This window comes from Stappia sp. ABD4_338 (genome assembly GCF_056312175.1).
Map to the genome: position 1 here is coordinate 1,081,523 of NZ_CM149982.1, position 26,290 is coordinate 1,107,812.

Genomic DNA, 26,290 nt, shown 5'->3' on the forward strand with positions numbered 1-26,290 from the left:
GAAATGGGCTAAGGCTTTGCCGAGTCATTGACGACGAGAGACGCCCGGCACGTGATTTCGCTGCGCCCCGTTCTGAACGTTCTCGGCTTCCTCCACGTGGGGCTTGCCACGGCCATGCTGATTCCGGCGATGGTCGATGTCGCGGCGCGCAATGCCGACTGGCAGGCCTTCGTCATGTCCGCGCTCATCACCGGGCTCATCGGCCTGCTGCTGTCCGTCGCCGTTGGCGGATCGCTGGGCGACGGGCTCAACATGCGCCAGACGTTCATCCTCACCACGCTGTCCTGGGTCACGCTGCCGGCCTTCGGCGCGCTGCCGTTCCTGTGGCTGGGCGTGGGCTATGCGGATGCGGTGTTCGAGGCCGTGTCGGGCTTCACCACGACCGGCTCCACCGTGCTCTCGGGTCTCGACGGCCTGCCTCCCGGACTGCTCGTGTGGCGTTCGCTCATGCAGTGGATGGGCGGCGTCGGCATCATCGTCATGGCCATCGTTCTGCTGCCGTTCCTGCGCATCGGCGGCATGCAGCTTTTCCAGAGCGAGAATTCCGACCGCAGCGAGAAGATCGTTGCCCGTTCCATCGAGCTGGTGCGCCTCATCGGCGTGTCCTACCTGTTCCTGACGGCGCTTTGCGGCCTCGCCTACTGGGCGAGCGGTATGGAGCCCTTCGACGCGGTGAACCACGCGTTCACGACCGTCAGCACGGGCGGCTATTCCACCCATGACGCGTCCTTCGCCTATTTCACCGCGCCGGCGACGGCCTGGATCGCCATCGTCTTCATGGTGATCGGCGCGCTGCCCTTCGTGCTCATCATCCAGGGCCTGCGCGGCGAACCCATGGCCCTGTGGCGCGATCCGCAGGTGCGCGCCTTCCTCGGCTTCATCGTCATCGTGTCGCTCGCCGTGACCGTCTACATCGGCCTCGTGCACCGGGTGGAGTTCGAGGATGCCCTGCGCATGTCCGCCTTCAACATGATCGCGGTGGTCACCGGCACCGGCTACGCCTATGGCGACTACACCACTTGGGGGGCGCCCATCGTCGTGCTGGCGCTGCTGCTGAAGTTCGTCGGCGGCTGCACGGGCTCGACCACGGGCGGCATCAAGATCTTCCGTTTCCTGGTGTTCTTCGGCACCGTGCGCGCCCACCTGCGCCGCATGGTGCGGCCGAACCGCGTCGTGCCGGAGCTTTACGGCAACACGCGGCTGACGCAGGAGCTCTCCTTCTCGGTGCTTGCCTTCCTCGTGGTCTACATGGGCACGGTCGGCGTGATCACGCTGGCGCTCGCCGCCTTCGACCTCGACCTGCTGACCGCGCTGTCGGCGGCGGCGACGTCGGTCGGCAACGTGGGACCGGGCATCGGTCCGATCATCGGCCCGGCGGGCAACTTCTCCTCGCTGCCGGACGGTGCGAAGTGGATCCTCTCCTTCGCCATGCTGATGGGCCGGCTCGAACTCTTCACCGTCATCGTGCTGCTCGACCCCGACTTCTGGTCGCGCTGAGCCGGCATCAACAGCCCGCCAGGAGCTTGCCCATGCGTTTTCCCGCCCCGCTCGTGTCCGCGCGTCTGGTGAAGCGCTACAAGCGGTTTCTCGCCGATGTCGTCCTCGACGGCAGCGGCGAGGAGGTGACCGCCCACTGCGCCAACCCCGGCGCCATGACCGGCCTCAAGGAGCCCGGCGCCCGTGTGTGGCTGTCGCGCTCCGACAATCCGAAGCGCAAGCTCGCCTTCTCCTGGGAACTGGTGGAAGCCGACGGGGTGCTTGTGGGGATCAACACCGCGCATCCCAACACGCTTGTCGAGGAGGCGTTGCGCGCCGGTGCGATCCCGGAGCTTGCGGACTTCACGTCGCTGCGGCGCGAGGTGAAATACGGCCGCAACTCGCGCATCGACATCCTGCTGGAGGAGGCCGACGGTCGGTCCGTCTACGTGGAGGTGAAGAACGTCCACCTGATGCGCCGGCCGGGCCTTGCGGAGTTTCCCGATTCGGTGACGGCGCGCGGCGCCAAGCATCTGGACGAGATGGCGACGATGGTGGGCGAGGGCGCGAGGGCCGCCATGGTCTACCTGGTGCAGCGGCCCGACTGCGAGCGCCTGTCGCTTGCCGACGACATCGACCCGGCCTATGCGCGTGCCTTCGAGGCGGCGCGGGCCGCCGGGGTCGAGGCCTATGCGGTAGGGTGCCGTATCACCGAGGACGAGATCGTCGCCGACCGGCCGGTGACGCTCGCGATCTGATGTTCGCGCTCTGACGGTCGCACCCGCCCGAACGAAAAAGCCCGCGCTCCATGCGGGCGCGGGCCATTATAGCGTTGGGTGGCGTGCGTTGGCGCCATGGTGAGTTGGCGCCTGTAACCGGAGCCGTCAGGTGGCCGGTGCCTCGGACGGTCCCTGGATCACCGTGATCGGCGTGTCGTTTGGCACCCGGTTCGCCAGATCGATGACGTCCTGGTTCAGCAGGCGCACGCAGCCCGAGGACACGGCGCGGCCGATGGACCAGGTCTCAAGCGTGCCGTGGATGCGGTACAGCGTGTCACGCCCGCCCTCGAAGATGTAGAGAGCGCGCGCGCCGAGAGGGTTCTCCAGACCCGGTTCCATGCCGTTGCGGTATTTTTCCAGCTCCGGCTGACGCTCGATCATCTCGGACGGCGGCGTCCAGCGCGGCCAGGCGCGCTTGTAGGCGATGCGCGCGCGTCCGCCCCAGGAGAAGCCCGCACGGCCGATGCCGACGCCATAGCGCAGGGCCTCTCCGTTCTCCATCACGAGATAGAGAAAGCGGTTGGGGGTGTCGACGACCAGGGTGCCCGGGCGCTCGGTGGTGCGATAGGGCACGACCTGGCGGAAGTACACGGGATCCAGCTTGCTCAGATCCACCGCCGGCACCGGGTACTTCTCCTCGGGCATGGCCGCGTACATCTGAAGGTAATAGGGATCGATCACGCGACGCGGCGCCACGGCCCCCGCCTGCGCGATACGCGGGTTCCGCCCGGTCTGGCAACCGGCGAGGGTGAGCGCGGAAAGGCCGGCGAAACCGGCGAGCACGGCGCGCCGCGACGGCGCGGCAAGGGTTTCTGGCATTGTTCTCTTCATGTCGTGTCACTTGGGTCGGTCACGCCGCCGGTCGAGAGGCGGGTGCGGCCGGGCAGGCGATGCCCCGCCGTCGGCGAGGTCCGTTTCCGCATGCGGGCCTTGATAGAACCCGCAAGACGCGGGTCAGGTTCCCTCGAAAAGTTCTAACGAGAGGTTTTCAGGCCCGAACGCGAGGGGGCGGACCGTCGAAACCGGGGTCGGCGAGTGCCAGAAGTCGCAGTGTTCCGCGCGGGCGCGGGTGGACGACCGGCTCCGGTGTGTCGAGACCGGCGGCAGCCGGATAAAGGTAGGGCGCGCACTTGGCCCAGATCTGCTGGCAGGGACGTGACGCGGGCGCCCGGCTCGTCTGGCCATCCGCTCCCTTCTGCATGGCAAGCTGGCGCGCGGCCTCGGCCGCACGGTTTGCCACCGCATGGGGAAACGCCCCGCCCGCGTGAAGCGCGAAGGCAAGGAGAAGGCACACGGTCAGGCCGTGGCGACATCTGGCGAGAAGACCGCTCATGTCCCCTTGTGTATCGCAAATTGCGCCGAAATCGCGGCGGATTCCACGTTTGCGGAAAATGGGGGGCGCGCCGGCTCAGCCCTGGGTGGAATGGGCGATCGGCGGCTGGAACTGCCAGCCCATGTCCCAGGGGAAGTAGATCCAGGTGTCCTGGGATACCTCGGTGACGAAAGTGTCGACCAGCGGGCGCCCCATGGGCTTGGCGTAAACGGTGGCGAAATGGGCGTCGGGCAGCATCTCGCGCACGACGCGCGCGGTCTTGCCGGTGTCGACCAGGTCGTCGATCACGAGCACGCTTGCACCCTTGCCGCCGTCGAGATCGATGACGGCCGGGTCGACCGGCTTGATCACCTGCAGGTCTCCCTGGCTCTCGTAATCGTGATAGGAGGCGATGCAGACCGTCTCGATCATGCGGATGCCGAGCTCGCGTGCCACGATGGCCGCCGGAACCAGACCGCCACGGGTGATGCACACGATGGCTTCCCACTTGCCCTGTCCCGACAGGCGCCAGGCGAGCGCGCGTGAATCGCGGTGGAACTGGTCCCAGGAAACGGGAAAGGCTTTCGGCTGAGTCGGGTTTTCCATCACAGTCTCGTCGTCGGTGCCGGGGCGGCGGGTTGGATTGGATCAGGCGGAACGGGCGGCTATGGCCGCGGCAACCGCCGCGCTCACGGCCTCGGCAGCCGTGTCGAGCAGGTTCTCGTCGCGCGAGCGCACGACGATCTGGGTCGAGAAGCGGCCATCGATCGAGCGCGGGTAGGACCCGATCATGGTGCCGGGGTAGGCTTCCTGGATCTCGCGCAAGGGGCCGGCGATACGGCTTTCCGGCAGATCGGCGTCGATGGCGCGCGACAGGATCCTGGTGCCGGTCTCCAGCGTGGGGCCGATGGCGTCGAGCATGGACTGCATGACCGACGGCACGCCGGCCATCACATGCACGTTGCCGATGCGAAAGCCCGGCGCCCTGGAGACGGCATTCTCGATCAGGTCGGCGCCCTGGGGAATGCGGGCCATGCGAAGCCGGGCCTCGGTGACCTGTCCCTGCGGGTAGAAGTCGGTGAGGATCTTCACCGCGCGCGGATCATGGTCGATCGGCACGCCGAAGGCGGCGGCGATGGAATCGGCGGTGATGTCGTCGTGGGTCGGTCCGATGCCGCCTGAGGTAAAGACATACGTATAGCGGGCGCGCAGCGCGTTCACCGCCTCCACGATCCTGTCCTCTTCGTCGGGCACGATGCGCACCTCGGACAGGTCGATGCCCAGTGCGGTCAGGAAGTCGGCCAGATAGCCGATGTTCTTGTCCTTGGTCCGCCCGGACAGGATCTCGTCGCCGATGACGAGAAACGCCGCGGTGACGATCTTGTCCTTGCTTTCGCCGCTCATGGTGTCGGTCCCGGATTCGTGCTGATCTGCGGCCACGCGCTCATGCGTCCCGCGGCGGCTGCCATCCATACAGCCAATCGAGGCGGGCGAGAAGCCGTTCGGGCGACAGCGTGCGCATGACCATGTCGCGCGCGAAGGCCATCGGTCCGCTCATGTGATAGATGCGGTCGTTTTCGCGGGCAAGGCGCAGCACGCGTTCGGCGCGGCCGTGCCGTGCCGCCTCATAGGCGGCAAAGGCCTCGGGCACGTCCCCGGCCGTTTCCATCGCACGGGCCAGGGCGTCGGCATCCTCGATCGACATGGCGGCGCCCTGGGCGGCGAAGGGCAGCATGGCGTGGGCGGCATCGCCCAGCAGCGCGACGCGGCCATCAACCCAGCGCATGCCCGGATCCATGCCGCACAGGGCCCACTTGAGCCAGCTTTCGGGGCGTTCCAGCAGCCCCCGGCAGCGCGGCGACCAGCGCGCGAAGCGGGCGAGAAGCGCGCCCCGGTCGGCGGGCCCCGACCAGGTTTCCTCGCGCCAGTCCTCCTTGACGACCACCACGATGTTGAACCGGGTTCCAGCACTCACCGGATAGTGGACCACATGGGCGTCGCGCCCCATCCAGAGGCCGGTGACGTCACGCCATTCCGGGGGAACGTCGTCAATGGGGATCACGGCGCGATAGGCGGTGCGTCCGCTGTAGACCGCCTGGCGGATGTTCATGACCTTGCGCCGCACCGTCGACCACACGCCGTCGGCGGCGACGAGACCACTGCCGGCGAGAATGTCGGACAGGCCGTCGCGCTCTGTGGTCAGGCGCACGCGCCCTTCGGTCTGCCGCGCATCGACGAGCCCGGTTCCGAAGGTCAGCGTGATGCCGGCCGAAAGCTTGGCGGCCTCGTGAAGGACGCCCTGCAGGTCGGCGCGGTGGATCACCAGATAGGGCGCGCCGTAGCGCTCGACGGCGGTGGCGCCAAGGGGGACTTCGGCGATCGTGCGCCCGCTTTCGCCGCCCTGGATGGACACCGCGCGCGGGGCGACGGCATGGCGCAGCAGGGCCTCTTCCAGTCCGAGCCGTCGCAGGACATGAACCGCATTGGGGGAAAGCTGGAGGCCGGACCCCACCGGGGCGAGTTCCTCGGCCTGCTCGACGACCACGGAGGGAATCGAGCGTCGCGACAGGGCGACGGCCGTGGTCAGCCCGCCGATGCCGGCGCCGGCGATCAGCAGCGGCTCACGGGCCGGCGAAAGGGTCGACATGTGCCTCTCCGGGCGCGGGGCGGGACGAGACGCCGTCAGGCGGCGGCGGGCGACCAGATGCAGTCGGACGGATTGCTTTCGCGCGCACCGAGCGAGGAATTGTAGCGGTAAAGCGTCGAGCAGTAGGGGCAGACGATCTCGGTCTCGTCACCCATGTCGAGGAAGACATGCGGGTGATCGAAGGGCGGACGGGCGCCGACGCACTGGAACTCCTTCGCGCCGATCTCGACCACGTCATGACCGCCGTCGTTCTGGAAATGGGGGATCACTGCATCCGCCATCGCTATCATCCTTGCCTTGGGACGCCCGTGATCTGCGGGCACCTGTACCGTTGCCCTCACGGGCCTTTTCACTTTGTTTCGGGGCGGACCATACGCAGGAAGGCGAGGCTTGAACAGGGCAAAACTGCGCATGTCCCCGCGACATGGAGCCCCGTGGGAGAGTGGTCGCGGGCCTTTTCAAGAGAACGCGGGACGCCTATCGTAGGACTCCGATATATGACCTTTACGTAAAGGTAAAACAGTATGCCCTTCTTCGATTCCGCCGGCCTGCGTCTCGCCTACCTCGACGAGGGGCGGGGAGAGCCGATCCTGCTCATTCACGGCTTCGCGTCCAACAAGGGCGTCAACTGGGTCTACCCGGGCTGGGTGAAGCTTCTGACCGAGGCCGGGCGGCGTGTCATCGCCATCGACAACCGCGGGCATGGCGAAAGCCAGGGAAGCCACAACCCGGACGACTATGGCGCACCGGTCATGGCGGAAGACGCTGCGCGGCTGCTTGCGCACCTGGGCATCGAGCGCTGCGATGTCATGGGCTATTCCATGGGCGCACGCATTTCCGCCTTTCTGGCGTTGAACCATCCCGAACACGTGCGCAGCGTCATTTTCGGCGGGCTCGGATACGGGATGGTCACGGGCGTCGGAGATCCTGAGCCGATCGCCAGCGCGCTCGAGGCCGAGAAGCTCTCCGACGTGACGGACCGCACCGGAAGGGCCTTCCGCGCCTTCGCCGACCAGACCAAGTCCGACCGGCTGGCCCTGGCGGCCTGCATGCGCTCCTCGCGGCAGAAGATCTCCGAGGCGGATGTTGGGCGCATCGCCCAGCCCGTGCTCGTGGCCGTGGGCACCAGGGACGACATCGCCGGCTCGCCGGAGCAGCTTGCCCGGCTGCTGCCGCGCGCCAGGGTGCTGGAGATTCCCGACCGCGATCACATGGTCGCCGTGGGGGACAAGGTCTACAAGGCCGGCGTGCTCGAGTTCCTGGAAGGGGTGGCGCGCGAGGGCGTCGCATGAGCGGGCGGCGCGTCGAGATCGCCGGGGCCGATGGCAACCGGCTCGTCGGCGACCTGCATGGTGCGTCGGGGCGACCCGCGCTGCTCCTGCACGGCGGCGGTCAGACCCGTCACGCCTGGAGCGCCACGGGCAAGAGGCTCGCGGAGCGGGGGCTCAGGGCCTGGAGCATCGACCAGCGCGGCCATGGCGACAGCGACTGGATTCCCGGCGGGGCCTATGCCTTTGCCGACTTCGGTCGCGACGTGATCGCCGTGAGCGACGCGATCGCCGCCGAGGCGGGGAGGCGCCCCATCGCCATCGGCGCCTCGCTCGGCGGGCTGGCCTCCATGCTCGCCGAGGGGCGGTTGCGGCCCGGCACGCTGTCCGGGCTGGTGCTGGTCGATGTCACGCCGAGGCTCGACCGGGGCGGGGTGGAGCGCATCATCTCCTTCATGTCGGACCGGATGCACGAGGGCTTCGCCACCGTGGAAGAGGCCGCCGATGCCATCGCCGGTTACCTGCCGCATCGCAAGAGGCCGGACAATCTGGACGGGCTGTCGAAGAACCTGCGCCTGCACGAGGACGGGCGATATCGCTGGCACTGGGACCCGGCCTTCATCAGCGCCCGGGCTCACGACGACCGCACACCGGCGGACATCGAGGGCGAGCTGATCGCGGCGGCGGCGGCGCTCAAGCTTCCGGTTCTGCTGGTGCGCGGCGCACGTTCGGAACTCGTCACCGACGCCCATGTCGAGGAGTTCCTGGAACTCGTTCCCCATGCGAGTCACGCGGACGTCAAGGGCGCGGGCCACATGGTGGCAGGGGACAGGAACGATGCCTTCGCCGATGAGGTGCTGGGGTTCCTGGAGCGTGTGGAGGCGGCCTGACCGCTTTTCGCTCCGCTTATCGTTGAAGTGAGATGAGATGAGTCAATTCAGTGGTTTACATGGTAAACTGAAACTTAACGCGGAGCATGAGCTCGCGTTAAGTCACCGCATCAGGGAATGGTAGCAGATGCTTGTGATTATTTTTATTTTCCTGCTTTAACTTGGGTCTGGCCGCGCGTCGCGCCTGAGATGGTGATTCAGGTGCTTGAAGTGTTGAATCCGCATCTTCAGATGCAGAATCAAGCGGACTTGACGGGCGCAGGGAATCAGCTCCTGCCCTTGTCGTCAAGCGGCCCCCTACAGATGCGGGGCCGGGCGTTTCATTCATCCCGAGACTGGCCGGAATCGGTTAACAAACCGACTCCGTCGCGGCGATGCGCGGGCGGTGCGAGCCCGGAGCGGACATGACGTTGCGGTCCCGGTCGCGATCTATGGTCTTCCAGCCCCCGTTCGCTATATGATCATCAACGAGACCGCAGCTTGAACGCACGCTCCGCGCTCCCCTTTGGAGCCCCCGAGCGGCAAGGAGGCAGGAATGCCGCAATCCACGAATGCCACGGAGGCGGCGTCCCTGCCGCGCCACGACCCCGTCTGGGAGCGTCTTCGCGAAGAGGCCTCGGCGATGGTCAGGGGTGAGCCTGCGCTCGCCTCCTTCGTCTATGAAACCGTTCTCAACCACGACCGCCTGGAAGAGGCCGTCGTCCACCGTCTGGCCGACAGGCTGGGTCATGTGGTCGTCTCCGCCTCGCTCATCCGGCAGACCTATCTCGAGGCGCTCGCCGAGAGCCGGGAACTGGCCGAGACCTTCCGCGTCGACATCGTCGCCGTTCACGACCGCGACCCGGCCTGCACACGCTTCCTGGAGCCGCTGCTCTACTTCAAGGGCTTCCATGCGCTGCAGACGCATCGGCTGGCCAACTGGCTCTGGAAGCGCGGGCGCAAGGACTTCGCGCTCTATCTGCAGAGCCGCTGCTCGGAGGTGTTCCAGGTGGATATCCATCCGGCGGTGCCGGTTGGGCAGGGCGTCTTCGTCGATCACGCAACGGGCATCGTCGTCGGTGCGACGGCGCAGATCGGCGACAATGTTTCCATCCTGCAGAACGTGACGCTGGGCGGCACGGGCAAGGAGGAGGGCGACCGCCATCCCAAGATCCGCAACGGGGTGCTGATCGGAGCCGGCGCCAAGGTGCTCGGCAACATCGAGATCGGGCGTTGCTCCAAGGTGGCCTCCGGCTCGGTGGTGCTGCAGGACGTGCCGGAGAACTCCACCGTGGCTGGCGTGCCGGCCAGGGTTGTCGGCCAGGCGGGCTGCGCGGAGCCGTCGCGCAGCATGAACCAGCTTCTGGCGGACACCGGCGGCGCCGGCGGCTGATCGCGCCGGGTTCCCCGTCCGCGCGAGGGCTGTTCTCCCCAGGAGCGGAGGCGCATGGGGAGAACGCCGGCTAGCGGGTTGGTTCGGCCCTGCGAATGTGTAGGGTCTCCCCAGCCGGCGTCGCCCCGGCCGAAGTGCTTCGGTCGGGCGCGATGCCCTTGTTTCGCCCGAAAGGGACCGGAAAGACGCAACCGATGAATGCCGCCCGCATGTCGCAGGCCGGCCGAGAAGAGGAGCCCACCGTGAAGGCAGACGAAATCCGCAAGCTCGAAGCCTACCTGCAGCACAAGTTCGAGCTTCCGAAGCTGTCCGTCCGGGCGCGGCCGAAGAAGGACGATTCCGCCGAGGTCTACATCGGTGACGAGTTCATCGGCGTTCTGTATCGCGACGACGACGACGACGATCTGAGCTGGAATTTCCAGATGGCCATCCTGGAGATCGACCTCGACGAGGTGTGAGGTCTTCGGGACGCGAGAGCCTTGAGAAAAAGGGCGCCGGACGCGGGTTCGGCGCCCTTTTTGCGTTTCCAGGGGGAAACCGCGACGTCGCGGGGAGCCTCAGCGCAGCAGCGAACCGGCGAGCGCCGAGATGCGTGCGTCCAGGCTGCGCCAGTCGGACAACCAGGCCTGGCGGAAGCGGTAGGTCACGAAAAGCCGTTCGCCGACGCGGATCGAGCGTTCGCAGTTGGCGGCAAGGGCCCGGTCGCGGGGCGTGAAGCAGCGTGCGGCGAATACGCCGTCGCCGGACACGTTGTGGGCCACGAAGTCGGTGCCCGAGGAGGTGTCGCCGGGCAGGGGAAGCAGCGCGAGCCCGTCGGGACCCGGGAGCGCCTCGCCGCTGGCCAGTGACAGCCAGACCCGCTTCAGCCGCTCGCTTGTCTCCATGGTCGTGGCATCGTCGGCAAGCGCGATGTGAAACACCGGCGACATGTCGCCGGAGTCCGAGAACATCCGCGAACGCAGCTCGCTGTATCCCTCGAGCGAGGGCCACAGGACGGCGAGATTGACCCGCTCCAGCGCACCGCCCGCGACCCGCTCCTCGACGCGGCGCATGAGATTGGCCGGAACCGACAGTTCCAGCGTTCCAAGCGTGACGGGAAGGGGGACGTCGCGTTCGCTCCACGTGCTGGGCGCGCGGGCGAAATTCATCCAGTTGCCGACCGTGTGGGCGACATAGGCGGTTCCCACCAGGGCCAGGGCCAGGACGATGGCGGCGAAGTGGCGCGCCCGCATTCCCGTGCCGCTGGGAAGGGTGAGCGGCATCATCATGCGCTCCCCGTCTTGCCCGGCGGCGGGACGAGACGGGCACGGCTGTTCCGCGACGGGACAGGTGTCCCGTTTCGAGGCGGAATGGAGAGCCGCGTCAGCGCCATTGCTTGGTTACCGTTTCCTTAACAGCCAATCCGAACCGGCACGCAACTTGCTGCTTGGCAGGCGTGAGGGTACGGGCTTGTCGCACAGGCTCGGACAATATTGGTTAACGAGGGGTTAACGGGCCTATGGTTGATTTGGTGCTCGCGGTTTATCTGGGGTGCGCGGGCTTTGTGATTGCCGGCATTCTTGGCAGTTTCTATCAGCTTGTGACGGGGCAGCCGCCCCGTTTCGTGTTTTCCGTAGAGACCTGGCTCGCCGGGCTTGCGTCCTGCCTGATGTGCGTTTTCGCCGGGCCTTTCATCATCATGCGCAACGCGATTCGCGGCCGGCGCATCGAGCAGCGTCCTTTCGGCTGGCTCGTCGCCTCGTCAACGATCGCGGGAATGTGGAGCATCTGCTCGGGCGTGATGGTGATCCATGTGCTACTCGTCATCCTGAACTGACGTATGGCGGGCGCGGCAGAGCGTCCGCGCGAGAGCTTCAGCAGGAAGGACAAGACATGCCCCTTTACCGTCTCGGCGAGCGTTCACCGCGGCTTCCGGCCGCCGACCGTCACTGGATCGCTCCCTGCGCTACCCTCATCGGCGACATTGTCCTGCTCGAGGACGCCAGCGTGTGGTTCGGCGCCGTGCTTCGCGGGGACAACGAGACCATCACCATCGGCGAGGGCTCCAACGTGCAGGACGGCTGCGTGCTGCATACGGACGAGGGCTTCCCGCTCACGGTCGGCCGTGATTGCACCATCGGGCACAAGGCGATCCTTCATGGCTGCATCATCGGCGACAACAGCCTGGTGGGTATGGGCGCCACCGTTTTGAACGGCGCCAAAATCGGCCGCAACTGCATCGTCGGCGCCAATGCGCTGATCCCCGAGGGCAAGGAGATCCCGGACAACTCGCTCGTGGTGGGAATGCCGGGCCGGGTGGCGCGCAGCCTGGACGAGGCGGCGGCCGCCGGCCTGACCGAGGGCGCGCGCTCGTACGTGCGCAACTGGAAGCGCTTCGCCGAGGGGCTCGTCGCGCTCTGAGGCGTGATGTCACAAAAAAAGACGGCCGGTCCACGAGGGACCGGCCGACGGCACCCGCCCGTATGGGTGGGGAAGGGGCGGACAGGTGCCGAAAGGCATGAAGCGCAGTTAAACAGGTTCAGTTCAGGTCAGTTCTTCAGGCTTGCCACCGTGCTGACACGGAGGTCGCTGATAGCGGCCCAGCGGGCCGGGTTCGAGGCCGACTGCCGTTTCACGAAACGGTATGGAGCCGAATACCACGGCAGGACGGCCTCGATCTGGTTGTCGAGGATCACGTCGCCCTTGTCTGTCCTGACGGTCAGAACGGCGTGCCCCGAGTTGTTGGTGTCCTTCACGACGGTGATCAGAAGCGCGCTGCGCGGCCAGCCCCGGCTTTCCAGCACCCGCTGCTTCTCCAGAACGTATTCCTCGCAGTCGCCCGCCCCGTCGGTCGGGTAGGTCCAGTATTCCTCGACGCCGAAGAGCTCCATATCGGTCACCGGCCGGATCCGGCGGTTTACCTCGGCGTTGATCGCGATCAGCTCGTCCCAGCGGTCGGAGTCAATCTTGACCACGACCGGTTGGTCGCCGCGTGACCGGCACTCGTCCGGGAACTCCATGCAGAAGCCCGTGTGACCGGCCGGAGCGCTCGCGACCGATCCGACCTTCATGAAACGGCCGGTGTCTCCGTCCGCACGAGCCTCCGCGAAGCCCATGAGCATGGTGACGGCGGCGATGGCTCCAAGTACTTTGTATGTCTTGTTCATGTCGTTTCCCTTCCCCAAGGTTGAAACGACATTGCCAGACGCGATTTTAGCGCGGGATAAGCCCCGCATCCGGTTTTGAAGCGAAGTAGAATTGAATTTGAGGAAGTTTTTTTCTTGTTTTGATCTTAAATTGATTCAAATTTTATCGATCCCGGAATACTGCGGCCTGCAGCGCGGGCATGGGCTCGTCAAGCACGTCTGGCGACCAGCGAATGACCGCCATGCGGGCGCGAAAAAAAGTCGAAAAATCGCATTCACGGGAGATGGCGGAAGGCGTGGGGGAGACCCCGGGTGCCCGGTTCGCAAGCCTCAAGGTGGCGGGCGACGCATTTTCGGCGCGATCCGGAACAGCCGGACGCCGGAGCAGTCAGGCGCCGGAGCGGGCAGGTGCGGGCAGGGACGCGGCTACGTGTCGTCGCGCCCCGTCACACGGGACGTGTGGGCGAGGCGATGTCAGGCGAGACGATGGGAAGCGGTCCGCAGGATATCAGGAGATGTGGTGCTCGAGCAGGTCGCGGTTCTGCACGTTCGCGAACTCGACCGCGATGCCTTCCTCGGTGTGGCGCACGACACGGGCACGCATCTTGCCGATGTCGATGGACACACCGATCTCCGGCTTGACGTCGGTCCGCAGCGACGCACCCGACAGCGACAGGTCGATGATCCGGCACTGGTACTGTCGCCCGTCGGGCAGGACGATCTGGGTGAGCGGGTTCTTCGGCGTGAAGCGGTCGTGCCGCCGGTCTTCCGGCAGGTTGAGGACGTCGCGGTTGGCCAGCCACGTGAGAACGTTGGCAAGCTTGTCGCGCTTGCGCAGCGGCGCGTTGATGGAGATGGCGAAGCCGCCCTCGATCTCGCGCACGACCTGGCCCTCGACACGGCCGATATGATCGATGTAGGCGATGATGCGTTCGCCGATGCGCGCGGCGACGGGCGCGATCATCGCGGCGCCACCGGGCGACATGTCCACGACCTGGCAAGGATACTCCAGCCGATCCTCACGCATGAAGCGCCCGAGAATGTTCACCTTCACGCGCGAATGGCGGCGACGGTCGAAACTCTTCGTTGCGGCTGGTGTCTTGTATGTGAGTGCAGTGGCCTGCGCCATCCGTCAACGACCTTCCCTTGAGCACCAGGACGGTCAAAGCCGCCGGAACGCTGCAGCTTTCACCCTATGGCGGGAGCGTTAAGATAGCGTAATCGCCGCCTGCTGTCAGGACTTGCCGCCCTCGATGACCCTCAGGTGCTGGACCTGCCGCGCGCCGGCCACCGCATGGGCGGCGTGGGCCGCCGGAGAGACCGAGGCCATGGAGCGCCGGATCTGGGGAACGGGGGAGGCGGCAGCGCTGCCACGAAGGTCCAGGAACGAGGGGCGCTCGTCCGGCCAGAGCAGGCGCACGCTCTTGATGCTCTGTGACAGGATCGGATGCATTCCCGCCCAGTAGGGCTGTTCCAGGGCGACACAGCTTCCAAGCACGCGCGAGCAGCCCTCGCCGGGGATGTGCAGCGGCAGAAGCAGCATTTCCATCTCCACCGCCTGCTTGCGTTCCGTGTAGCCGGCAATGCCCAGGACCGCCGCCGCGGCATCCTCGGTCACGGCCGCCAGGAGCGTCGAGAGGGCTTCATGGTCCTCGTCGTTCCAGCCGCGCAGGATGTTGCGGTTCTTCAGCTCACGGCAATGCAGCGAGCAAAGACGCGTTCCGGCAAGGCGGTAACGGTAGGTGTCCCGGTCGATCAGTTCGAGAATGAACGTGTCGCCGAGAAGTCCGCGAATGGCGCCCGGCTCGATCTCGTTGCGGTCCGGCGCGGGGCGGTCGCCACGCAGTCCGTCCCAGTAGCCGTAGAGCCTCTGTGTCACCGGGTGTTTCATTTCCACGCCCTTCGTTCCTCGTTTCGGGACGCCCGATCCCCTTCCACCCGTGTCTGTCCCCATGCGGGACAGATCCGGGCCCCTGACCGGGCGCCTGACCAGAAGGCTGCACGCAGCGTGCCAGACGGCTCAAAAGGGCGAAGGGACGCGCGGAAACCCCGCCGGCACGGGGGGCGGATGCCCGCGACAAAAGACCGTGAGTGATGGGGTTGGGCATGCGGGGCGGGCGTGCTACCCATCCCTTCCCGTATCCATCCCTCGGTCCGAAAGGGCTGCCGCGTCAGGGAGAATGCCGCTCGTGTCGACCCCGGAACCCTCCCGCGATCCCTTCGATCACACACCGCCGCCGCCCCCACCGCCCCGGTCCGAGCCGATTTCCAACCTGCCGGGCGTGATCGTCGCGCTGGCGGGACTGATGACGGCGATCCATGCGGTCGACGCCCTGGTCCTGTCCCAGCGTGAGACGGTCACCATGCTCCTGACCTTCGCCTTTCTGCCGGCCCGCTACCTTGCCGGCGCGGCGGAGAGCATTCCCGGCGGCGAGGGCGCGCGGGTGTGGAGTTTCCTCACCTATGCCTTCCTGCATGGAAGCTGGACGCACCTCATCTTCAACATGCTCTGGATGGTCATCTTCGGCGGCGCGGTTGCAAGGCGCTTCGGTGCCTTGCGCTTCCTGCTGCTCTCGGCCACCTGCGCGGTGGCCGGGGCGGCGTTCTATCTCCTGTTCCACATTGGCGAGGTGGCGCCCATGGTTGGCGCCTCGGCCGCGATTTCCGGTCACATGGCGGCGGCAACGCGCTTCGTGTTCCAGATGGGTGGCCCGCTGGGCGCGATCCGGCGCAGCGACCCCGGCGCGTACCGGGTGCGTGCGGCGGGCTTCCGCGAGGCGCTCGCGCATCGTCAGGTGGTTGGTTTCCTCGGCGTCTGGTTCGGGATCAACCTGCTGTTCGGCCTGGTGACGCCAGGGATCCTGGGTGAGGGCGGCGCGATCGCCTGGGAGGCGCATATCGGCGGCTTCGTTGCCGGCTTCGTACTGTTTTCACTGTTCGATCCGCTTTCGGCCAGACGCGCCTGACGACCTGCGGCGGCATTGCCGCGCCGGGGTCGTGCTGCTGGACATGATGCGTCAACATGGCATGATGACGTTTCGATCGGCGCATCATGCCGGTCGTTTGGCCACAGCCTGCACGGCCCGCCATCCGGTCGAATCCCTCGGGAGGGCGGTTTTCGACGAGGCGCAAGGCGGGACCGGCAAGCCAGCGGAGGAGCGGCTCATGACGGTTGCAGCGATTTTGAACGAGAAGGGGCGTGAGGTCACCACGAAGGCGGCCGGGGACACCTTGCGCGAAATCTGCGCGACGCTGGCCGAAAAGAAGATCGGCGCCATCGTCATTACCGAGGCGAGCGGCACTATCGAAGGCATCATCTCCGAGCGCGACGTGGTGCGGGCCATCGCCCAGGACGGGCCGGAGGCGCTCGACAAGCCGGTTGGCGAGTTCATGACGCGCAAGGTCGTCACCTGCCAGGCCCAGGAATCCATCAACTCCGTCATGGCGCGCATGAGCGGCGGACGCTTCCGCCATGTGCCGATCGTTCGCGACGGCAAGCTCGACGGCCTCGTCTCCATCGGCGACGTGGTGAAGTACCGCATCGCCCAGATCGAGCGCGAGGCGGAAGACATGCGCAACTACATCGCCATGACCTGACCGAGTCCGGCGCTGCGCCGGAGCGGGGAACGGAAAATGAAAACGGGCCGGAGCGATCGCGCTCCGGCCCGTTCCGCATGTTTCACAGGTCCATGATGATCAGTGCGAGTGCTTGTGCCCGTAGACGTCTTCGGGGTCATAGACCTTGTCGTCGCCGTTGAGCGCCAGCGACACGTTGCCGGAGGCGTCGCGCACGACATGGCGGTAGAAGCACGAGCGGTATCCCACGTGACAGGTCGCGCCGTTGCCGCCCACCCTGACCTTCAGCACGAGCGCGTCCTGGTCACAGTCGGTGAGGATCCTGTCGACGACCAGAACCTGGCCCGAGGTCTCGCCCTTTTTCCAGAAGCCCTTGCGCGAGCGGCTCCAGAACCAGGCTTCGCCGGTCTCGATTGTGCGCGCAAGTGCCTCGGCGTTCATGTAGCCGACCATCAGGACGGTGCCGTCGCCGGCATCGGTGACGACACAGGCAATGAGCCCGTCGGCGTCGAATTTCGGCTGGAAGGCGGTGCCTTCCTCGATCTCCGCGGCGGTGCCGCGCGGAGCGAAAAGCGTTTCGGTCATGTCGAATTCCGGTGGGGCCGGGCGCGTCGCCTCAACGGCGGGGATCGCGCACCAGGCTCATGAAGCGGACCTGTTCGGACGGGTCGTCGCGGAAGACGCCCGTGAACTGGGTGGTGATGGTGGAAACGCCCTGCTTCTGCACACCACGCATGGTCATGCACTGGTGCTCGGCTTCCAGCATCACCGCGATGCCGCGCGGGGAGAGGTGCTCGTCGAGCGATCCGATGATCTGCGCGGTGAGGTTCTCCTGGGTCTGCAGACGCTTGGCGAAGATGTCGACCACGCGGGCGATCTTCGACAGGCCGACCACGCCTTCCGAGGGATAATAGGCGACATGGGCCGTGCCGACGAAGGGCAGCATATGGTGCTCGCAGTGCGAGAAGAACGGAATGCCGCGCACCAGGACGATATCGTCGTATCCGCCAACGTCCTCGAAGGTGCGCTCCAGGTGCTCGCCCGGATCCTGGGCGTAGCCGGCGAAAATCTCGCCATAGGCCTTGGCGACCCGCTTGGGCGTGTCCAGAAGTCCCTCGCGGGTCGGGTCGTCGCCCGCCCAGGCAAGGAGGGTGCGAACGGCGGCCTCGGCTTCCTCGCGCGTCGGACGCTCGGGCCGCGTGGCCTGGCCGTTGTCGCCGACCGGATTCAAGATGGCATCCATGGAGGACTCTCCCGATTGTATTGTCTGTCGCATCGCTTACGCTGTCCCCGCGGCTTCGGACCAGTGCCGGCCACCAGTTCGGCCCCGGCCGGGGCCGCAAGTCAAAACGCTCGAAATGCGGAGGATTTTGGCCCCTCCCCATTTCGTTCCCGCCTGTGACGGGCGGACACGTTTCCTTCCCCGGCCCGGACCTATATATAGTCTTTGTCGGAGCCGTGAATGGCTTGAAACCGGTTCACGCGTTCTTGAAGAGGCATCCATGCTTGATGACATCTACAACGCCCGGATCCTGGAACTGGCCGGAAATATCCCCCGTATCGGTCGTCTCGAGGCCCCCGATGCCTCGGCGAAGGCCCACTCAAAGTTGTGCGGCTCGACGGTCCTTGTCGACCTGAAGCTGCAAGACGATGTTGTGACCGATTTCGCACAGGACGTCAAAGCCTGCGCGCTGGGCCAGGCTTCGGCCTCGCTCATGGCGCGCAACATCATCGGCGCGAGCGAGGCGGAACTGAGGCAGGTGCGCGAGGAAATGCGCGCCATGCTGAAGGAAAACGGTCCGGCACCGACGGGGCGCTTCGCCGATTGCGCCGTGCTCGAGCCGGTGCGCGACTTCAAGGCACGTCATGCGTCCACGCTTCTGGTCTTCGACGCGGTGGTCGACGCGCTCGACCAGATCCGCGCGAAACGCGCCGCCGAGGCCGTGGCCTGACGTCGGCATCGATGCAGGTGCGGCGTAGCTGAAACGGGGGACGTGCCATGTGCGGCAGTTGCGGTCATCGTGACCCGCCCCCGTCTCCATCCGCACAGGAGCGAAGGCGGTCGCCGGGGCCGGTCGCACGGGTGGCGATGGTGCTGATCCGTGTCTACCAATTGACCTTTTCCGCCTTTCTCGGACGGTCCTGCCGGTACGCGCCCACGTGTTCGTCCTATACATCGGACGCCATCGCGCGGTGGGGGCTGTGGAGAGGCGGCTGGGTCGGGCTTGCGCGCATCATGCGCTGCCGCCCGGGCGGGGGCAGCGGCTTCGATCCGATCCCCGAGCGGCTTCCGGATACCGCGCGCTGGTACACACCCTGGCGCTATGGCCAGTGGACGAGCGATCACATCGACCCGGCCACACGGCTCGACTGAGGCCACATCCTGGGGCTCTCCGCCGCGCCCATGCAAAACCCGTCACAGCCATGCGAAAGCGTCACGAGACGCGGCCCGCGAACGGGCGTATGAAGCGAGTTGCGTGCCGCGCCTGCGCCGCTTGCGGGTTTTACCGCGACGGTCACGGGGAAAAGGGCGTTTCAGTCTTCCCTGTCGTTTGAAGCGGAGCGTTGCCGGGTTGTGTCCGTGCCGTCCGTGAAGTCGTGGAGCGGCCGGTCCCGTGATCCCGCATCTTCCCCTGGAAACATCTCCCGGTATCCATGTGCGCCCGGCGCGGGCCGAGGACCTTGGCGCCCTGGTCGTCATCGAGACGGCGTGTTTCAGCACCGACCGGATCTCGCGGCGTTCGTTCCGCCGGTTTCTGGAAAGCCCCGGTGCGTCGTGCCTCGTGGCGGAACTGCCGGGCGGCGAGCTGGTCGGCTACGCCTTGCTACTGTTCCGGACCGGCACGGCGCTGGCCAGGCTCTATTCCTTCGCCGTTCTGGAAGGGCTGCGCGGGCGGGGCATCGCGGCGCAACTCCTGGCATCGGCCGAGCGCGACGCCTATGCCCGCGACCGCATCGTGCTGCGTCTCGAGGTTCGCGAGGACAACGCGCCGGCGCGCGCGCTGTATTCAAGGGCCGGCTATCGTCAACATGGGCGCGTTTCCGACTACTACGCCGACGGCATGGCGGCGCTGAGGATGGAAAAGGTCCTGCATGACGCGGCCGCCCCGGTCTCGCGCGTGCCCTTTTTCGCCCAGACCACGGATTTCACCTGCGGTCCCTGCGCCCTGATGATGGCGCTCGGACACTTCGGCGTCGAGCGGGAGCCGGGAGAGCGGCTGGAACTGCGGCTGTGGCGCGAGGCAACGACGATCTACCTGGCTTCCGGGCATGGCGGTTGCGGGCCGTTCGGGCTCGCGGTTGCCGCCGCGCGCAGGGGGCTGCGCGCCGAGGTGCGCCTGTCGCCGCCCGGGCACCTGTTCCTGTCCTCTGTGCGCGACGCCGACAAGCGCCGCGTGATGGAGGTGACCCAGGACGATTACCGAGAGGAGGCGAACCGGCTCGGCATCGTCTCGATGGAGGAGCAGCTTGCGCCCCGCGATCTCGCCGCGGTCGTGCGGGGCGGCGGTCTCGCGATCGTGCTGATCTCGGAATACCGGATGCTCGGCAGGCGCGGGCCTCACTGGATCCTTGTCGAGGGCGAGGACGCGCGCCACCTGTTCATTCACGATCCGTGGCTTGGCTATGAGGGCTACGAGACGGCACAGGACGCGGCGCACCTGCCGATCCCGGACGCCGAGTTCGAACGCATGGCACGCTGGGGCAAGCCGCCAGTGCGCGCCCAGATCATCCTCAATGCACCCGATCACAGGAAGGACTGACCTCGATGGCCACATGGGTCGTTCTCGTCGACAACCCCCGGGACGTTTCCAACGCCGATACGCCGCACAAGGTGATGAGCGTGCGCGAGTACCTCATGCGCCCCAAGCTCTTCACCGGCAGCTATCCGAACATCATCAACCTGTCGCGGTCCTACGCCTACCAGGGCGCGGGCTACTACGCCTCGCTTCTGGCGGAGGCGCGCCAGCACCGCGTGCTGCCGGCGGTGGAGACGATGATCGAGCTCTCGCGCAAGGGGCTCTACCGTCACGCCCTTCCCGAACTCGAGGACAGCCTGAACCGGTGCCTCGCCAAGGGCGGAAAGGCGGATGAGGCGGGGCCGCGCGTGCTGGTGTGCCTGGGCATGACGAGAACCGCCGCTCTCGAGCCTTTCGCACGGCTTCTCTTCGACTGGTACAGGGCGCCGATCCTGGAAGTGCGCTACGCCGAGGGCGAGTGGAACCGCATCACCCGCATTCGCGTCGTTCCGGTCTCGGAGCTTGCCGCCGAAGAGCGCGCCTTCATGATGGAAAGCCTGGACCGGTATACCCATCGGGCCTGGCGGGCGCCGAAGCAGCGCGTGCCGATGAAATATTCGCTCGCGGTCCTGTCCAATCCCAAGGAGGAGCTGCCGCCCTCCAGCATCGCCTCGCTCAAGCACATGGCGAAGGTCGCGGCGCGCCAGGGAGTGGAACTCGTGCCGATCGGCAAGGGCGACCTCGACCGGTTGGCGCAGCACGACGCGCTGTTCATCCGCGAGACGACGAACATCGACAACCATACATACCGTTTCGCCCGGCGCGCGGTGCAGGAGGGCATGCCGGTCATCGACGATCCGGTGTCCATGATCCGCTGCACCAACAAGGTCTATCTGGCGGAACTGATGGAATCCCACGGCATTCCGATCCCGAAGACGGCGATCCTGTCGAGCGTCAAGGAAGCGGCGAGCCTGGAGGCGCGGCTCGGATCGCCGGTGGTTCTCAAGATCCCGGACGGCTCGTTCAGCCGGGGCGTCTACCGTCTGGAAGGCGAGGCGGCGATCGCGGCAAAGCTGAAGGAGCTTCTGGACGACAGCGACATCATCATCGCGCAGGAATACTGCCCGACGGACTTCGACTGGCGCATTGGCGTACTCGACGGCGAACCGCTCTTCGCCGTCCAGTATCTCATGGCCAAGAAGCACTGGCAGATCGTCAAGCACGAGGACGGAAAGCAGTCCCTTGAAGGATCGTTCCGCTCCGTTTCCCTGGCCGAGACACCTCCCGCGGTGGTGGAAACGGCGGTTCGCGCCGCGCGGCTGATCGGGGACGGGCTCTATGGCGTCGATCTCAAATCCTTCGGGGACCGGGTTGTCGTCATCGAGGTGAACGACAACCCGAACCTGGATCACGGCGTTGAGGATTCAGCGGAAAAGGACGCTGTATGGGAACGGCTCGTGCGCTGGTTCGTGCGGCGTATCGAGGGGAGGTAAGGCGAATTCCTTACGCAGAGGGGTTGTGGAATTTCGAATCCGGTTCAAAGTATTTTTCATTCAGTTACCAATGATCGGCACAATACCCATGAGAACTTGAGGATCCGGGGTTGCGAGGCGCATGCCGCAGGAGATTGAACGTCAACAGGCACTGGATCGGTATGAACTGATCTTCCTTGAGCGCGATCAGGGGCTTGACCGGCTTGTCGATCTCATGCGGCGCCAGTTCAAGGTTGATGTCGCAACCATCTCCATCATGGATCGGACGACGCAATATTTGAAGGCCTCGGCGGGCGAGGCTTGCGGAACGCGCCGGCGCAACGATGCCATCTGCGACCAGGTCATCTCCGCCCAGAGCGCGCTTCTCATAGACAATCTGGCTTGTCACGAGCGTTTCCAGTCGTTCAGGAGCGTGGTGGAGGGCCCGCGTTTCCGAACCTACGCCGGTGCGCCGATCCGGGTTGACGGCCAGGTTATCGGAGTTGTCTGCGTCAAGGATCATCGCGTCGGAGCGCTTGCCGACGACGCGCTCTCCGATCTGGAGGGGTTTGCCGATGTCGCCGCCGAGCTGCTCAAGGCAACCCAGGCAAGACGTTCGGCGGAACGGCTCACGCAATTCAGCAATGACGGGCCCATCGTGCGGATGCGCTGGCATGGCAAGCCGGCGTGGCCGCTCGCGGGAGAAAACCTGGCACTGGCGCGGCTTCTGGGCCTCAAGGATCCGGCCGACACGGCGCGGTTCGGGTTTCTCTCGTTCGTGCACCCGGATGACCGGGACGGGCTGATCCACGTCCTCAACAGTCACCAGAAGCGCAACGCCGGCGAGGAAGGAAAGCAGGAGTACGAGTACAGGCTCCTGCGCCCGGACGGTCGTGAGGTCTGGGTTCATCAGTACACCCAGGGCTTCTACGGTAGCGATGGGAGGCTGATCGTCGTCGAGGGGCTGCTTGTCGACCAGACGGACCAGAAGCAACTCGCCCAGCAGGTTCGCACCGCGCTGGGCCGGCTGAACCTGGTCATGGACGCCGGGCAGCTCGGGTCCTGGGAGTGCACGCTCGCGACCGGCGAGCTGCATCGCAGCCAGCAGTGGGCCGCGCTCGTTGGAAAGTCCTACGACCATCTCGAACCTTCGCTCCTGTCATGGAAGCAGGCGATCCACCCGCTCGACCGCGCGAAGTTCGAACGCCGCTGGCGCGACCACATCGAGGGACGCACGGAGGTCTTCAGCGTCGAGTGCCGGGTGCGTCATGACGACGGTCACTGGATCTGGATGCAGAGTTTCGGGCGAACGACCGACAAGGATGCGCAGGGCATGCCCTCACGCATCATCGGAGCCAGTCGCGATGTCAGCGAGCGGCAGAAGGCCTTCTTCCGCCAGAGCAAGCAAAGCGAGCTGTTCGACCTTCTGAACCGCTGTCAGCAGGCCTTTCTGCTCGAAAAGGACGTGCGCAAGGCTTGCGACATGCTGCTCGGACCCATCATCGAACTGTCCGAAAGCCAGTTCGGCTTCATCGGTGAGGTGGGAAGGCACAAGGACACCGGAAACAAGACCCTCGTCATCAAGTCCATCTCCGATATTTCATGGAACGCGGAAAGCGCAAGGCTCTACGAGTTGCATCAAAGTGGCGAGCTCGTTTTCGAGAATCTGGATAATCTGCTCGGCCTGACCATCACGAGCGAGGGTGTCGTCGTGGCCAACGACGTGGCCTCCCATCCACTTGCACGCGGGGTGCCTCCCGGCCATCCGGTCCTTACCCGGTTTCTCGGCCTTCCCATCAAGTATGGCGACGAACTGCTCGGCATGATCGGGCTGGCCAACCGTTCGGAGGAATACGAAGCAGAACTGCTTGAGCTTCTTGCGCCGTTGCCGATGGCGCTGGGCCTGTTGCTGCACGCGCGCCGGCTGGAGACACAGCGAGCGGAGGCTGAACAGGAAATGCAGCGTCTCGCAACGCTCGACCATCTGACCGGTTTGCTCAATCGCCGTGCGTTCATTGCCGATGCTGCGGCCGAGCGCGCGCAAGACTCTCGCCCCGCCTATCTGGCTATCATCGACCTCGACCATTTCAAGGAGATCAACGATCGGCATGGCCATGGCGTTGGCGACGAGGTGCTTTGCTCCTTCGCGTCCCGGTTGCGCTCGGGCATGGGAGAAAACGACCTGTGCGCCCGGATCGGTGGCGAGGAGTTCGCGGTGCTGTTCACCGGAGGCGTCGAGGGTGAGGCCTTTGCCAAGCTCGAGGCGTTGCGCCTCAGCCATGTGGAAGACGAGGTGGTTGTGAACGGCATTGGCGTTCCGCTCACCTTCTCGGCCGGACTTTGCGTATGGGCGCCGGCACGTGAACCGGTGAAGCGGGCCTTTGCCGCCGCCGACAAGGCCCTGTATGCCGCCAAGCGGGCTGGCCGGAACCGCATCCAGGTTGCGGAGCCGGAAGAGAACGACGGTAGCGGCGTGGTCGCCCATTTGCGTCAGATTTCCTAGGGTCTGGTCTCACAACGAGACGGGACACGCGTCGCACGACTGATCGGCGGACTTTCCTGGCGCGAGAGCGGGAGCGACCTCCCAGGAATTTCCACCCCTGGAAAAAGAGGGAGCCTTGCACGCGGACCACAGGGTCCGGTGCAGAGGAGGAATTTTCGTGGCGCGTGGCTGCCTGTCTGTTCCCCGGCCGCCGCCTGCTCCGATGTCGCAGCCTTCCTCCATGGGCCGCGGTTCACCTAGAGTTGCGTAACATAAACCTGAAATATAGGTAATGGAGCGAAGAATTTCGAATAAAAATATTTCTTCATGTCGCATTTCAACTTCCTTTAATTATTTTGAATGTAGATATCGGAAGTAATCCGCTTTTGGAGGCGTGACGGAAATGAGTTTGCGGACACTTTTGATTTCGTTCACTGTGGCGCTGTTGACCGCAGTGGCGTCTCTTGTGTGGGTTGGTCTCTCGGGTTTGGCGGCTGTGAACAGCAGCGCCGAGGAAATGGCCAAGAATTGGCTGCCAAGCGTCAGCGTCGTAAACGCTATCAATACATCGACATCCGACTTTCGTATCTATCAGGCTGAGCACATCATCTCGGTCGATGAGGCGTCAATGCGCGCCGCTGAAAAGATGTTGGCAGATATCAAGGCCAGCATCGATTCAAATACCCGGAAATATGAGAAACTCATTTCGTCCGCGGAAGAGCAGGGCGTTTATGACGGCTTCAAGGAAAAGTGGGATCACTATCTGAAGCGCAGCGACGAGGTCGTCGAGCTGTCGCGCCAGAACAAGAACGCGGAAGCAACGGTTATCCTTCGTGACGAAATTCGCACCGATTTCGATAGCCTGTCCCGTGACCTTGCGACTTTGATAGAACTCAACGAGCAAGGATCGCGTGCCTCTGCAACGCAGGCCGAAGCGGAATACGCCAAGATTTTCTGGGTTTTCACGATCGCGGCATCGATCGCAGGGCTGATTGGTCTCGTTTACATCTACTACATCGTCGCCCACGTGACCCGGAACATCGTCGGGATTTCCGGCGCGATGAGCCAGATCGCCGGCGGTGACTTCGACGCTTACATTCCTTGCGCAGGGCGCAAGAATGAGCTCGGCGATATGGCGAACACGCTGCAGACATTCCGCGACAGCCTGCGGGAGAATGAGAGATTGCGTGCGGAGCAGGTTGAAACGGAGGCACGCAACGCCGAGAAGGCTCTGAGCCAGCGTCGCGCCCTTGCCGACCAGTTCGAGTCCTCGATGGGCCAGTTGGTCGAGTCCCTGGTCCGCGCTTCCGGCGAAGTCGCCAGCGCCGCCGAGGGGCTGTCAGCTAACGCCGAAGAAACCTCGCGCCAGGCGCAGGCGGTTTCGGGGGCAGCCGAGGAAGCCTCGACCAATGTCCAGACTGTTGCCGTCGGTGCGGAAGAGCTTTCGGCCTCCATCAACGAGATCACCTCACAGGTCGAGCGTTCCGTGTCGATCTCGAAGGATGCCGCGACGACCGCCGACATGACGAGCCATCAGGTCAATTCCCTGTCTGAAGCGGCGCAGAAGATCGGGGAAGTGGTCGAACTGATCACGACGATTGCCGAACAGACCAACCTGCTGGCGCTGAACGCGACCATCGAGGCCGCCAGGGCCGGTGAGGCAGGCAAGGGGTTCGCCGTGGTCGCCGCCGAAGTCAAGGGACTGGCGAGCCAGACGGCCAGGGCCACCGAGGAAATCTCGGGCAAGATCACGGAGATCCAGGCCGCGACCCGCACGACCGTCGACTCGATTTCGCAGATCGTCGGCACCATCGGCACGATCCAGGACGCGGCTCAGGCCATCTCGATCGCCGTCGAGCAGCAGGGCGCGGCAACGAGCGAGATTGCCACGAACATCAATCGTGCGGCGTCGGGTGCGAACGAGGTGACGGAGAATATCTCCGGCGTGGGCACGGCGGCTGAAATGACCGGCGCGGCCTCGACGCAGCTCATGGGACTGTCCAGTGCGCTCTCGGGTCAGTCCCGCACGCTGGAGCAGGAGGTGAGCCAGTTCCTCCGGACCCTCAGGGCTGCCTGAGCCACGAGCGCTTCCGGAGCGAATGAAGCAGGGCGGGCTGGACCTTAGGGTCCGGCCCGCTTTTTTTCGCGGTACGT

At 65.5% G+C, this 26,290-nt stretch carries 28 protein-coding genes; 16 read left to right on the forward strand and 12 right to left on the reverse strand.

What is annotated here, in order from left to right; translation table 11 throughout:
• Window positions 1–72 precede the first annotated feature (72 nt).
• The gene (locus ACYX4S_RS04815; RefSeq protein ID WP_293724622.1) at window positions 73–1,497 is read left to right on the forward strand and encodes a TrkH family potassium uptake protein; all 1,425 of its coding nucleotides are present in this window, start codon (window positions 73–75) and stop codon (window positions 1,495–1,497) included.
• A 32-nt stretch (window positions 1,498–1,529) separates the two neighbouring features.
• Window positions 1,530–2,234, forward strand: a complete 705-nt coding sequence (gene sfsA / locus ACYX4S_RS04820; protein WP_476362091.1) for a DNA/RNA nuclease SfsA — start codon at window positions 1,530–1,532, stop codon at window positions 2,232–2,234.
• 126 nt (window positions 2,235–2,360) lie between these two features.
• Here the strand turns inward: sfsA and ACYX4S_RS04825 are convergent, their stop codons facing one another.
• The 6 genes from ACYX4S_RS04825 to ACYX4S_RS04850 form a co-directional block, all read right to left on the reverse strand.
• A complete protein-coding gene (locus tag ACYX4S_RS04825; protein ID WP_476362092.1) occupies window positions 2,361–3,074 on the reverse strand; it encodes a L,D-transpeptidase in 714 nt (237 codons plus the stop codon).
• A 169-nt stretch (window positions 3,075–3,243) separates the two neighbouring features.
• Window positions 3,244–3,549: a hypothetical protein gene (locus ACYX4S_RS04830; protein WP_476362093.1), complete on the reverse strand. Its 306-nt coding sequence runs from the start codon at window positions 3,547–3,549 to the stop codon at window positions 3,244–3,246.
• A gap of 114 nt (window positions 3,550–3,663) precedes the next feature.
• Window positions 3,664–4,173: a xanthine phosphoribosyltransferase gene (gene gpt, locus ACYX4S_RS04835; RefSeq protein WP_293724546.1), complete on the reverse strand. Its 510-nt coding sequence runs from the start codon at window positions 4,171–4,173 to the stop codon at window positions 3,664–3,666.
• Between the two features lie 42 nt (window positions 4,174–4,215).
• The gene (locus ACYX4S_RS04840; protein ID WP_476362094.1) at window positions 4,216–4,971 is read right to left on the reverse strand and encodes a competence/damage-inducible protein A; all 756 of its coding nucleotides are present in this window, start codon (window positions 4,969–4,971) and stop codon (window positions 4,216–4,218) included.
• A 40-nt stretch (window positions 4,972–5,011) separates the two neighbouring features.
• Entirely contained in the window at window positions 5,012–6,214 is a 1,203-nt protein-coding gene (locus tag ACYX4S_RS04845; protein WP_476362095.1) for an FAD-dependent monooxygenase, read from the reverse strand.
• Between the two features lie 35 nt (window positions 6,215–6,249).
• Window positions 6,250–6,495, reverse strand: a complete 246-nt coding sequence (locus tag ACYX4S_RS04850; RefSeq protein ID WP_293724552.1) for a zinc-finger domain-containing protein — start codon at window positions 6,493–6,495, stop codon at window positions 6,250–6,252.
• A 243-nt stretch (window positions 6,496–6,738) separates the two neighbouring features.
• Here ACYX4S_RS04850 and ACYX4S_RS04855 point away from each other — a divergent pair, with 243 nt between their 5' ends.
• The 4 genes from ACYX4S_RS04855 (at window position 6,739) to ACYX4S_RS04870 (ending at window position 10,202) form a co-directional block, all read left to right on the forward strand.
• Entirely contained in the window at window positions 6,739–7,506 is a 768-nt protein-coding gene (locus tag ACYX4S_RS04855; protein WP_476362096.1) for an alpha/beta fold hydrolase, read from the forward strand.
• Complete coding sequence (locus ACYX4S_RS04860; RefSeq protein WP_476362097.1) at window positions 7,503–8,372, forward strand: alpha/beta fold hydrolase; 870 nt, start codon at window positions 7,503–7,505, stop codon at window positions 8,370–8,372. Before ACYX4S_RS04855 ends, ACYX4S_RS04860 begins: the two co-directional genes overlap by 4 nt.
• Before the next feature lie 535 nt (window positions 8,373–8,907).
• Complete coding sequence (gene cysE, locus ACYX4S_RS04865) at window positions 8,908–9,744, forward strand: serine O-acetyltransferase (protein ID WP_293724558.1); 837 nt, start codon at window positions 8,908–8,910, stop codon at window positions 9,742–9,744.
• Between the two features lie 242 nt (window positions 9,745–9,986).
• Window positions 9,987–10,202: a DUF3126 family protein gene (locus ACYX4S_RS04870; protein WP_293724560.1), complete on the forward strand. Its 216-nt coding sequence runs from the start codon at window positions 9,987–9,989 to the stop codon at window positions 10,200–10,202.
• A gap of 99 nt (window positions 10,203–10,301) precedes the next feature.
• Here ACYX4S_RS04870 and ACYX4S_RS04875 read toward each other — a convergent pair whose 3' ends face one another.
• A complete protein-coding gene (locus ACYX4S_RS04875) occupies window positions 10,302–11,012 on the reverse strand; it encodes a hypothetical protein (protein ID WP_476362098.1) in 711 nt (236 codons plus the stop codon).
• 230 nt (window positions 11,013–11,242) lie between these two features.
• Here ACYX4S_RS04875 and ACYX4S_RS04880 point away from each other — a divergent pair, with 230 nt between their 5' ends.
• Window positions 11,243–11,560 carry a DUF6949 family protein gene (locus ACYX4S_RS04880; RefSeq protein ID WP_293724563.1) on the forward strand — a complete coding sequence of 106 codons (318 nt, stop codon included), beginning with the start codon at window positions 11,243–11,245 and terminating at the stop codon, window positions 11,558–11,560.
• Between the two features lie 56 nt (window positions 11,561–11,616).
• Entirely contained in the window at window positions 11,617–12,144 is a 528-nt protein-coding gene (locus ACYX4S_RS04885) for a gamma carbonic anhydrase family protein (protein WP_293724565.1), read from the forward strand.
• A gap of 128 nt (window positions 12,145–12,272) precedes the next feature.
• Here the strand turns inward: ACYX4S_RS04885 and ACYX4S_RS04890 are convergent, their stop codons facing one another.
• From ACYX4S_RS04890 to ACYX4S_RS04900, 3 genes are all read right to left on the reverse strand, one after another.
• Entirely contained in the window at window positions 12,273–12,890 is a 618-nt protein-coding gene (locus tag ACYX4S_RS04890; protein WP_476362099.1) for a transglutaminase-like cysteine peptidase, read from the reverse strand.
• A 487-nt stretch (window positions 12,891–13,377) separates the two neighbouring features.
• Window positions 13,378–13,998, reverse strand: coding sequence for a PilZ domain-containing protein (locus tag ACYX4S_RS04895; RefSeq protein WP_422069287.1), 621 nt, complete (start codon window positions 13,996–13,998; stop codon window positions 13,378–13,380).
• A 105-nt stretch (window positions 13,999–14,103) separates the two neighbouring features.
• Window positions 14,104–14,760 (reverse strand): PAS domain-containing protein, encoded by a 657-nt coding sequence (locus ACYX4S_RS04900; protein ID WP_422070243.1) that lies wholly within the window; start codon window positions 14,758–14,760, stop codon window positions 14,104–14,106.
• A gap of 298 nt (window positions 14,761–15,058) precedes the next feature.
• Between ACYX4S_RS04900 and ACYX4S_RS04905 the strand changes: the two genes are divergently transcribed.
• Window positions 15,059–15,835, forward strand: a complete 777-nt coding sequence (locus ACYX4S_RS04905) for a rhomboid family intramembrane serine protease (protein WP_476362100.1) — start codon at window positions 15,059–15,061, stop codon at window positions 15,833–15,835.
• A gap of 199 nt (window positions 15,836–16,034) precedes the next feature.
• Window positions 16,035–16,466, forward strand: coding sequence for a CBS domain-containing protein (locus ACYX4S_RS04910; RefSeq protein ID WP_293724573.1), 432 nt, complete (start codon window positions 16,035–16,037; stop codon window positions 16,464–16,466).
• 99 nt (window positions 16,467–16,565) lie between these two features.
• On the opposite strand, the gene hisI is transcribed toward ACYX4S_RS04910, so the two are convergent.
• Window positions 16,566–17,030 (reverse strand): phosphoribosyl-AMP cyclohydrolase, encoded by a 465-nt coding sequence (gene hisI, locus ACYX4S_RS04915; protein WP_293724575.1) that lies wholly within the window; start codon window positions 17,028–17,030, stop codon window positions 16,566–16,568.
• A gap of 31 nt (window positions 17,031–17,061) precedes the next feature.
• The gene (gene folE / locus ACYX4S_RS04920; protein WP_476362101.1) at window positions 17,062–17,688 is read right to left on the reverse strand and encodes a GTP cyclohydrolase I FolE; all 627 of its coding nucleotides are present in this window, start codon (window positions 17,686–17,688) and stop codon (window positions 17,062–17,064) included.
• A gap of 259 nt (window positions 17,689–17,947) precedes the next feature.
• Between folE and ACYX4S_RS04925 the strand changes: the two genes are divergently transcribed.
• The 6 genes from ACYX4S_RS04925 (at window position 17,948) to ACYX4S_RS04950 (ending at window position 26,213) form a co-directional block, all read left to right on the forward strand.
• The gene (locus tag ACYX4S_RS04925; RefSeq protein ID WP_293724577.1) at window positions 17,948–18,397 is read left to right on the forward strand and encodes an iron-sulfur cluster assembly scaffold protein; all 450 of its coding nucleotides are present in this window, start codon (window positions 17,948–17,950) and stop codon (window positions 18,395–18,397) included.
• A 137-nt stretch (window positions 18,398–18,534) separates the two neighbouring features.
• A complete protein-coding gene (yidD, locus tag ACYX4S_RS04930) occupies window positions 18,535–18,819 on the forward strand; it encodes a membrane protein insertion efficiency factor YidD (protein ID WP_476362102.1) in 285 nt (94 codons plus the stop codon).
• Between the two features lie 241 nt (window positions 18,820–19,060).
• Window positions 19,061–20,206 (forward strand): GNAT family N-acetyltransferase/peptidase C39 family protein, encoded by a 1,146-nt coding sequence (locus tag ACYX4S_RS04935; protein WP_476362103.1) that lies wholly within the window; start codon window positions 19,061–19,063, stop codon window positions 20,204–20,206.
• Window positions 20,207–20,211: 5 nt separating this feature from the next.
• Window positions 20,212–21,675 carry a RimK family protein gene (locus tag ACYX4S_RS04940; RefSeq protein WP_476362104.1) on the forward strand — a complete coding sequence of 488 codons (1,464 nt, stop codon included), beginning with the start codon at window positions 20,212–20,214 and terminating at the stop codon, window positions 21,673–21,675.
• A 121-nt stretch (window positions 21,676–21,796) separates the two neighbouring features.
• The gene (locus ACYX4S_RS04945; RefSeq protein WP_476362105.1) at window positions 21,797–24,157 is read left to right on the forward strand and encodes a diguanylate cyclase domain-containing protein; all 2,361 of its coding nucleotides are present in this window, start codon (window positions 21,797–21,799) and stop codon (window positions 24,155–24,157) included.
• A 382-nt stretch (window positions 24,158–24,539) separates the two neighbouring features.
• Window positions 24,540–26,213: a methyl-accepting chemotaxis protein gene (locus tag ACYX4S_RS04950; RefSeq protein ID WP_476362106.1), complete on the forward strand. Its 1,674-nt coding sequence runs from the start codon at window positions 24,540–24,542 to the stop codon at window positions 26,211–26,213.
• The last annotated feature ends 77 nt before the right edge of the window (window positions 26,214–26,290 follow it).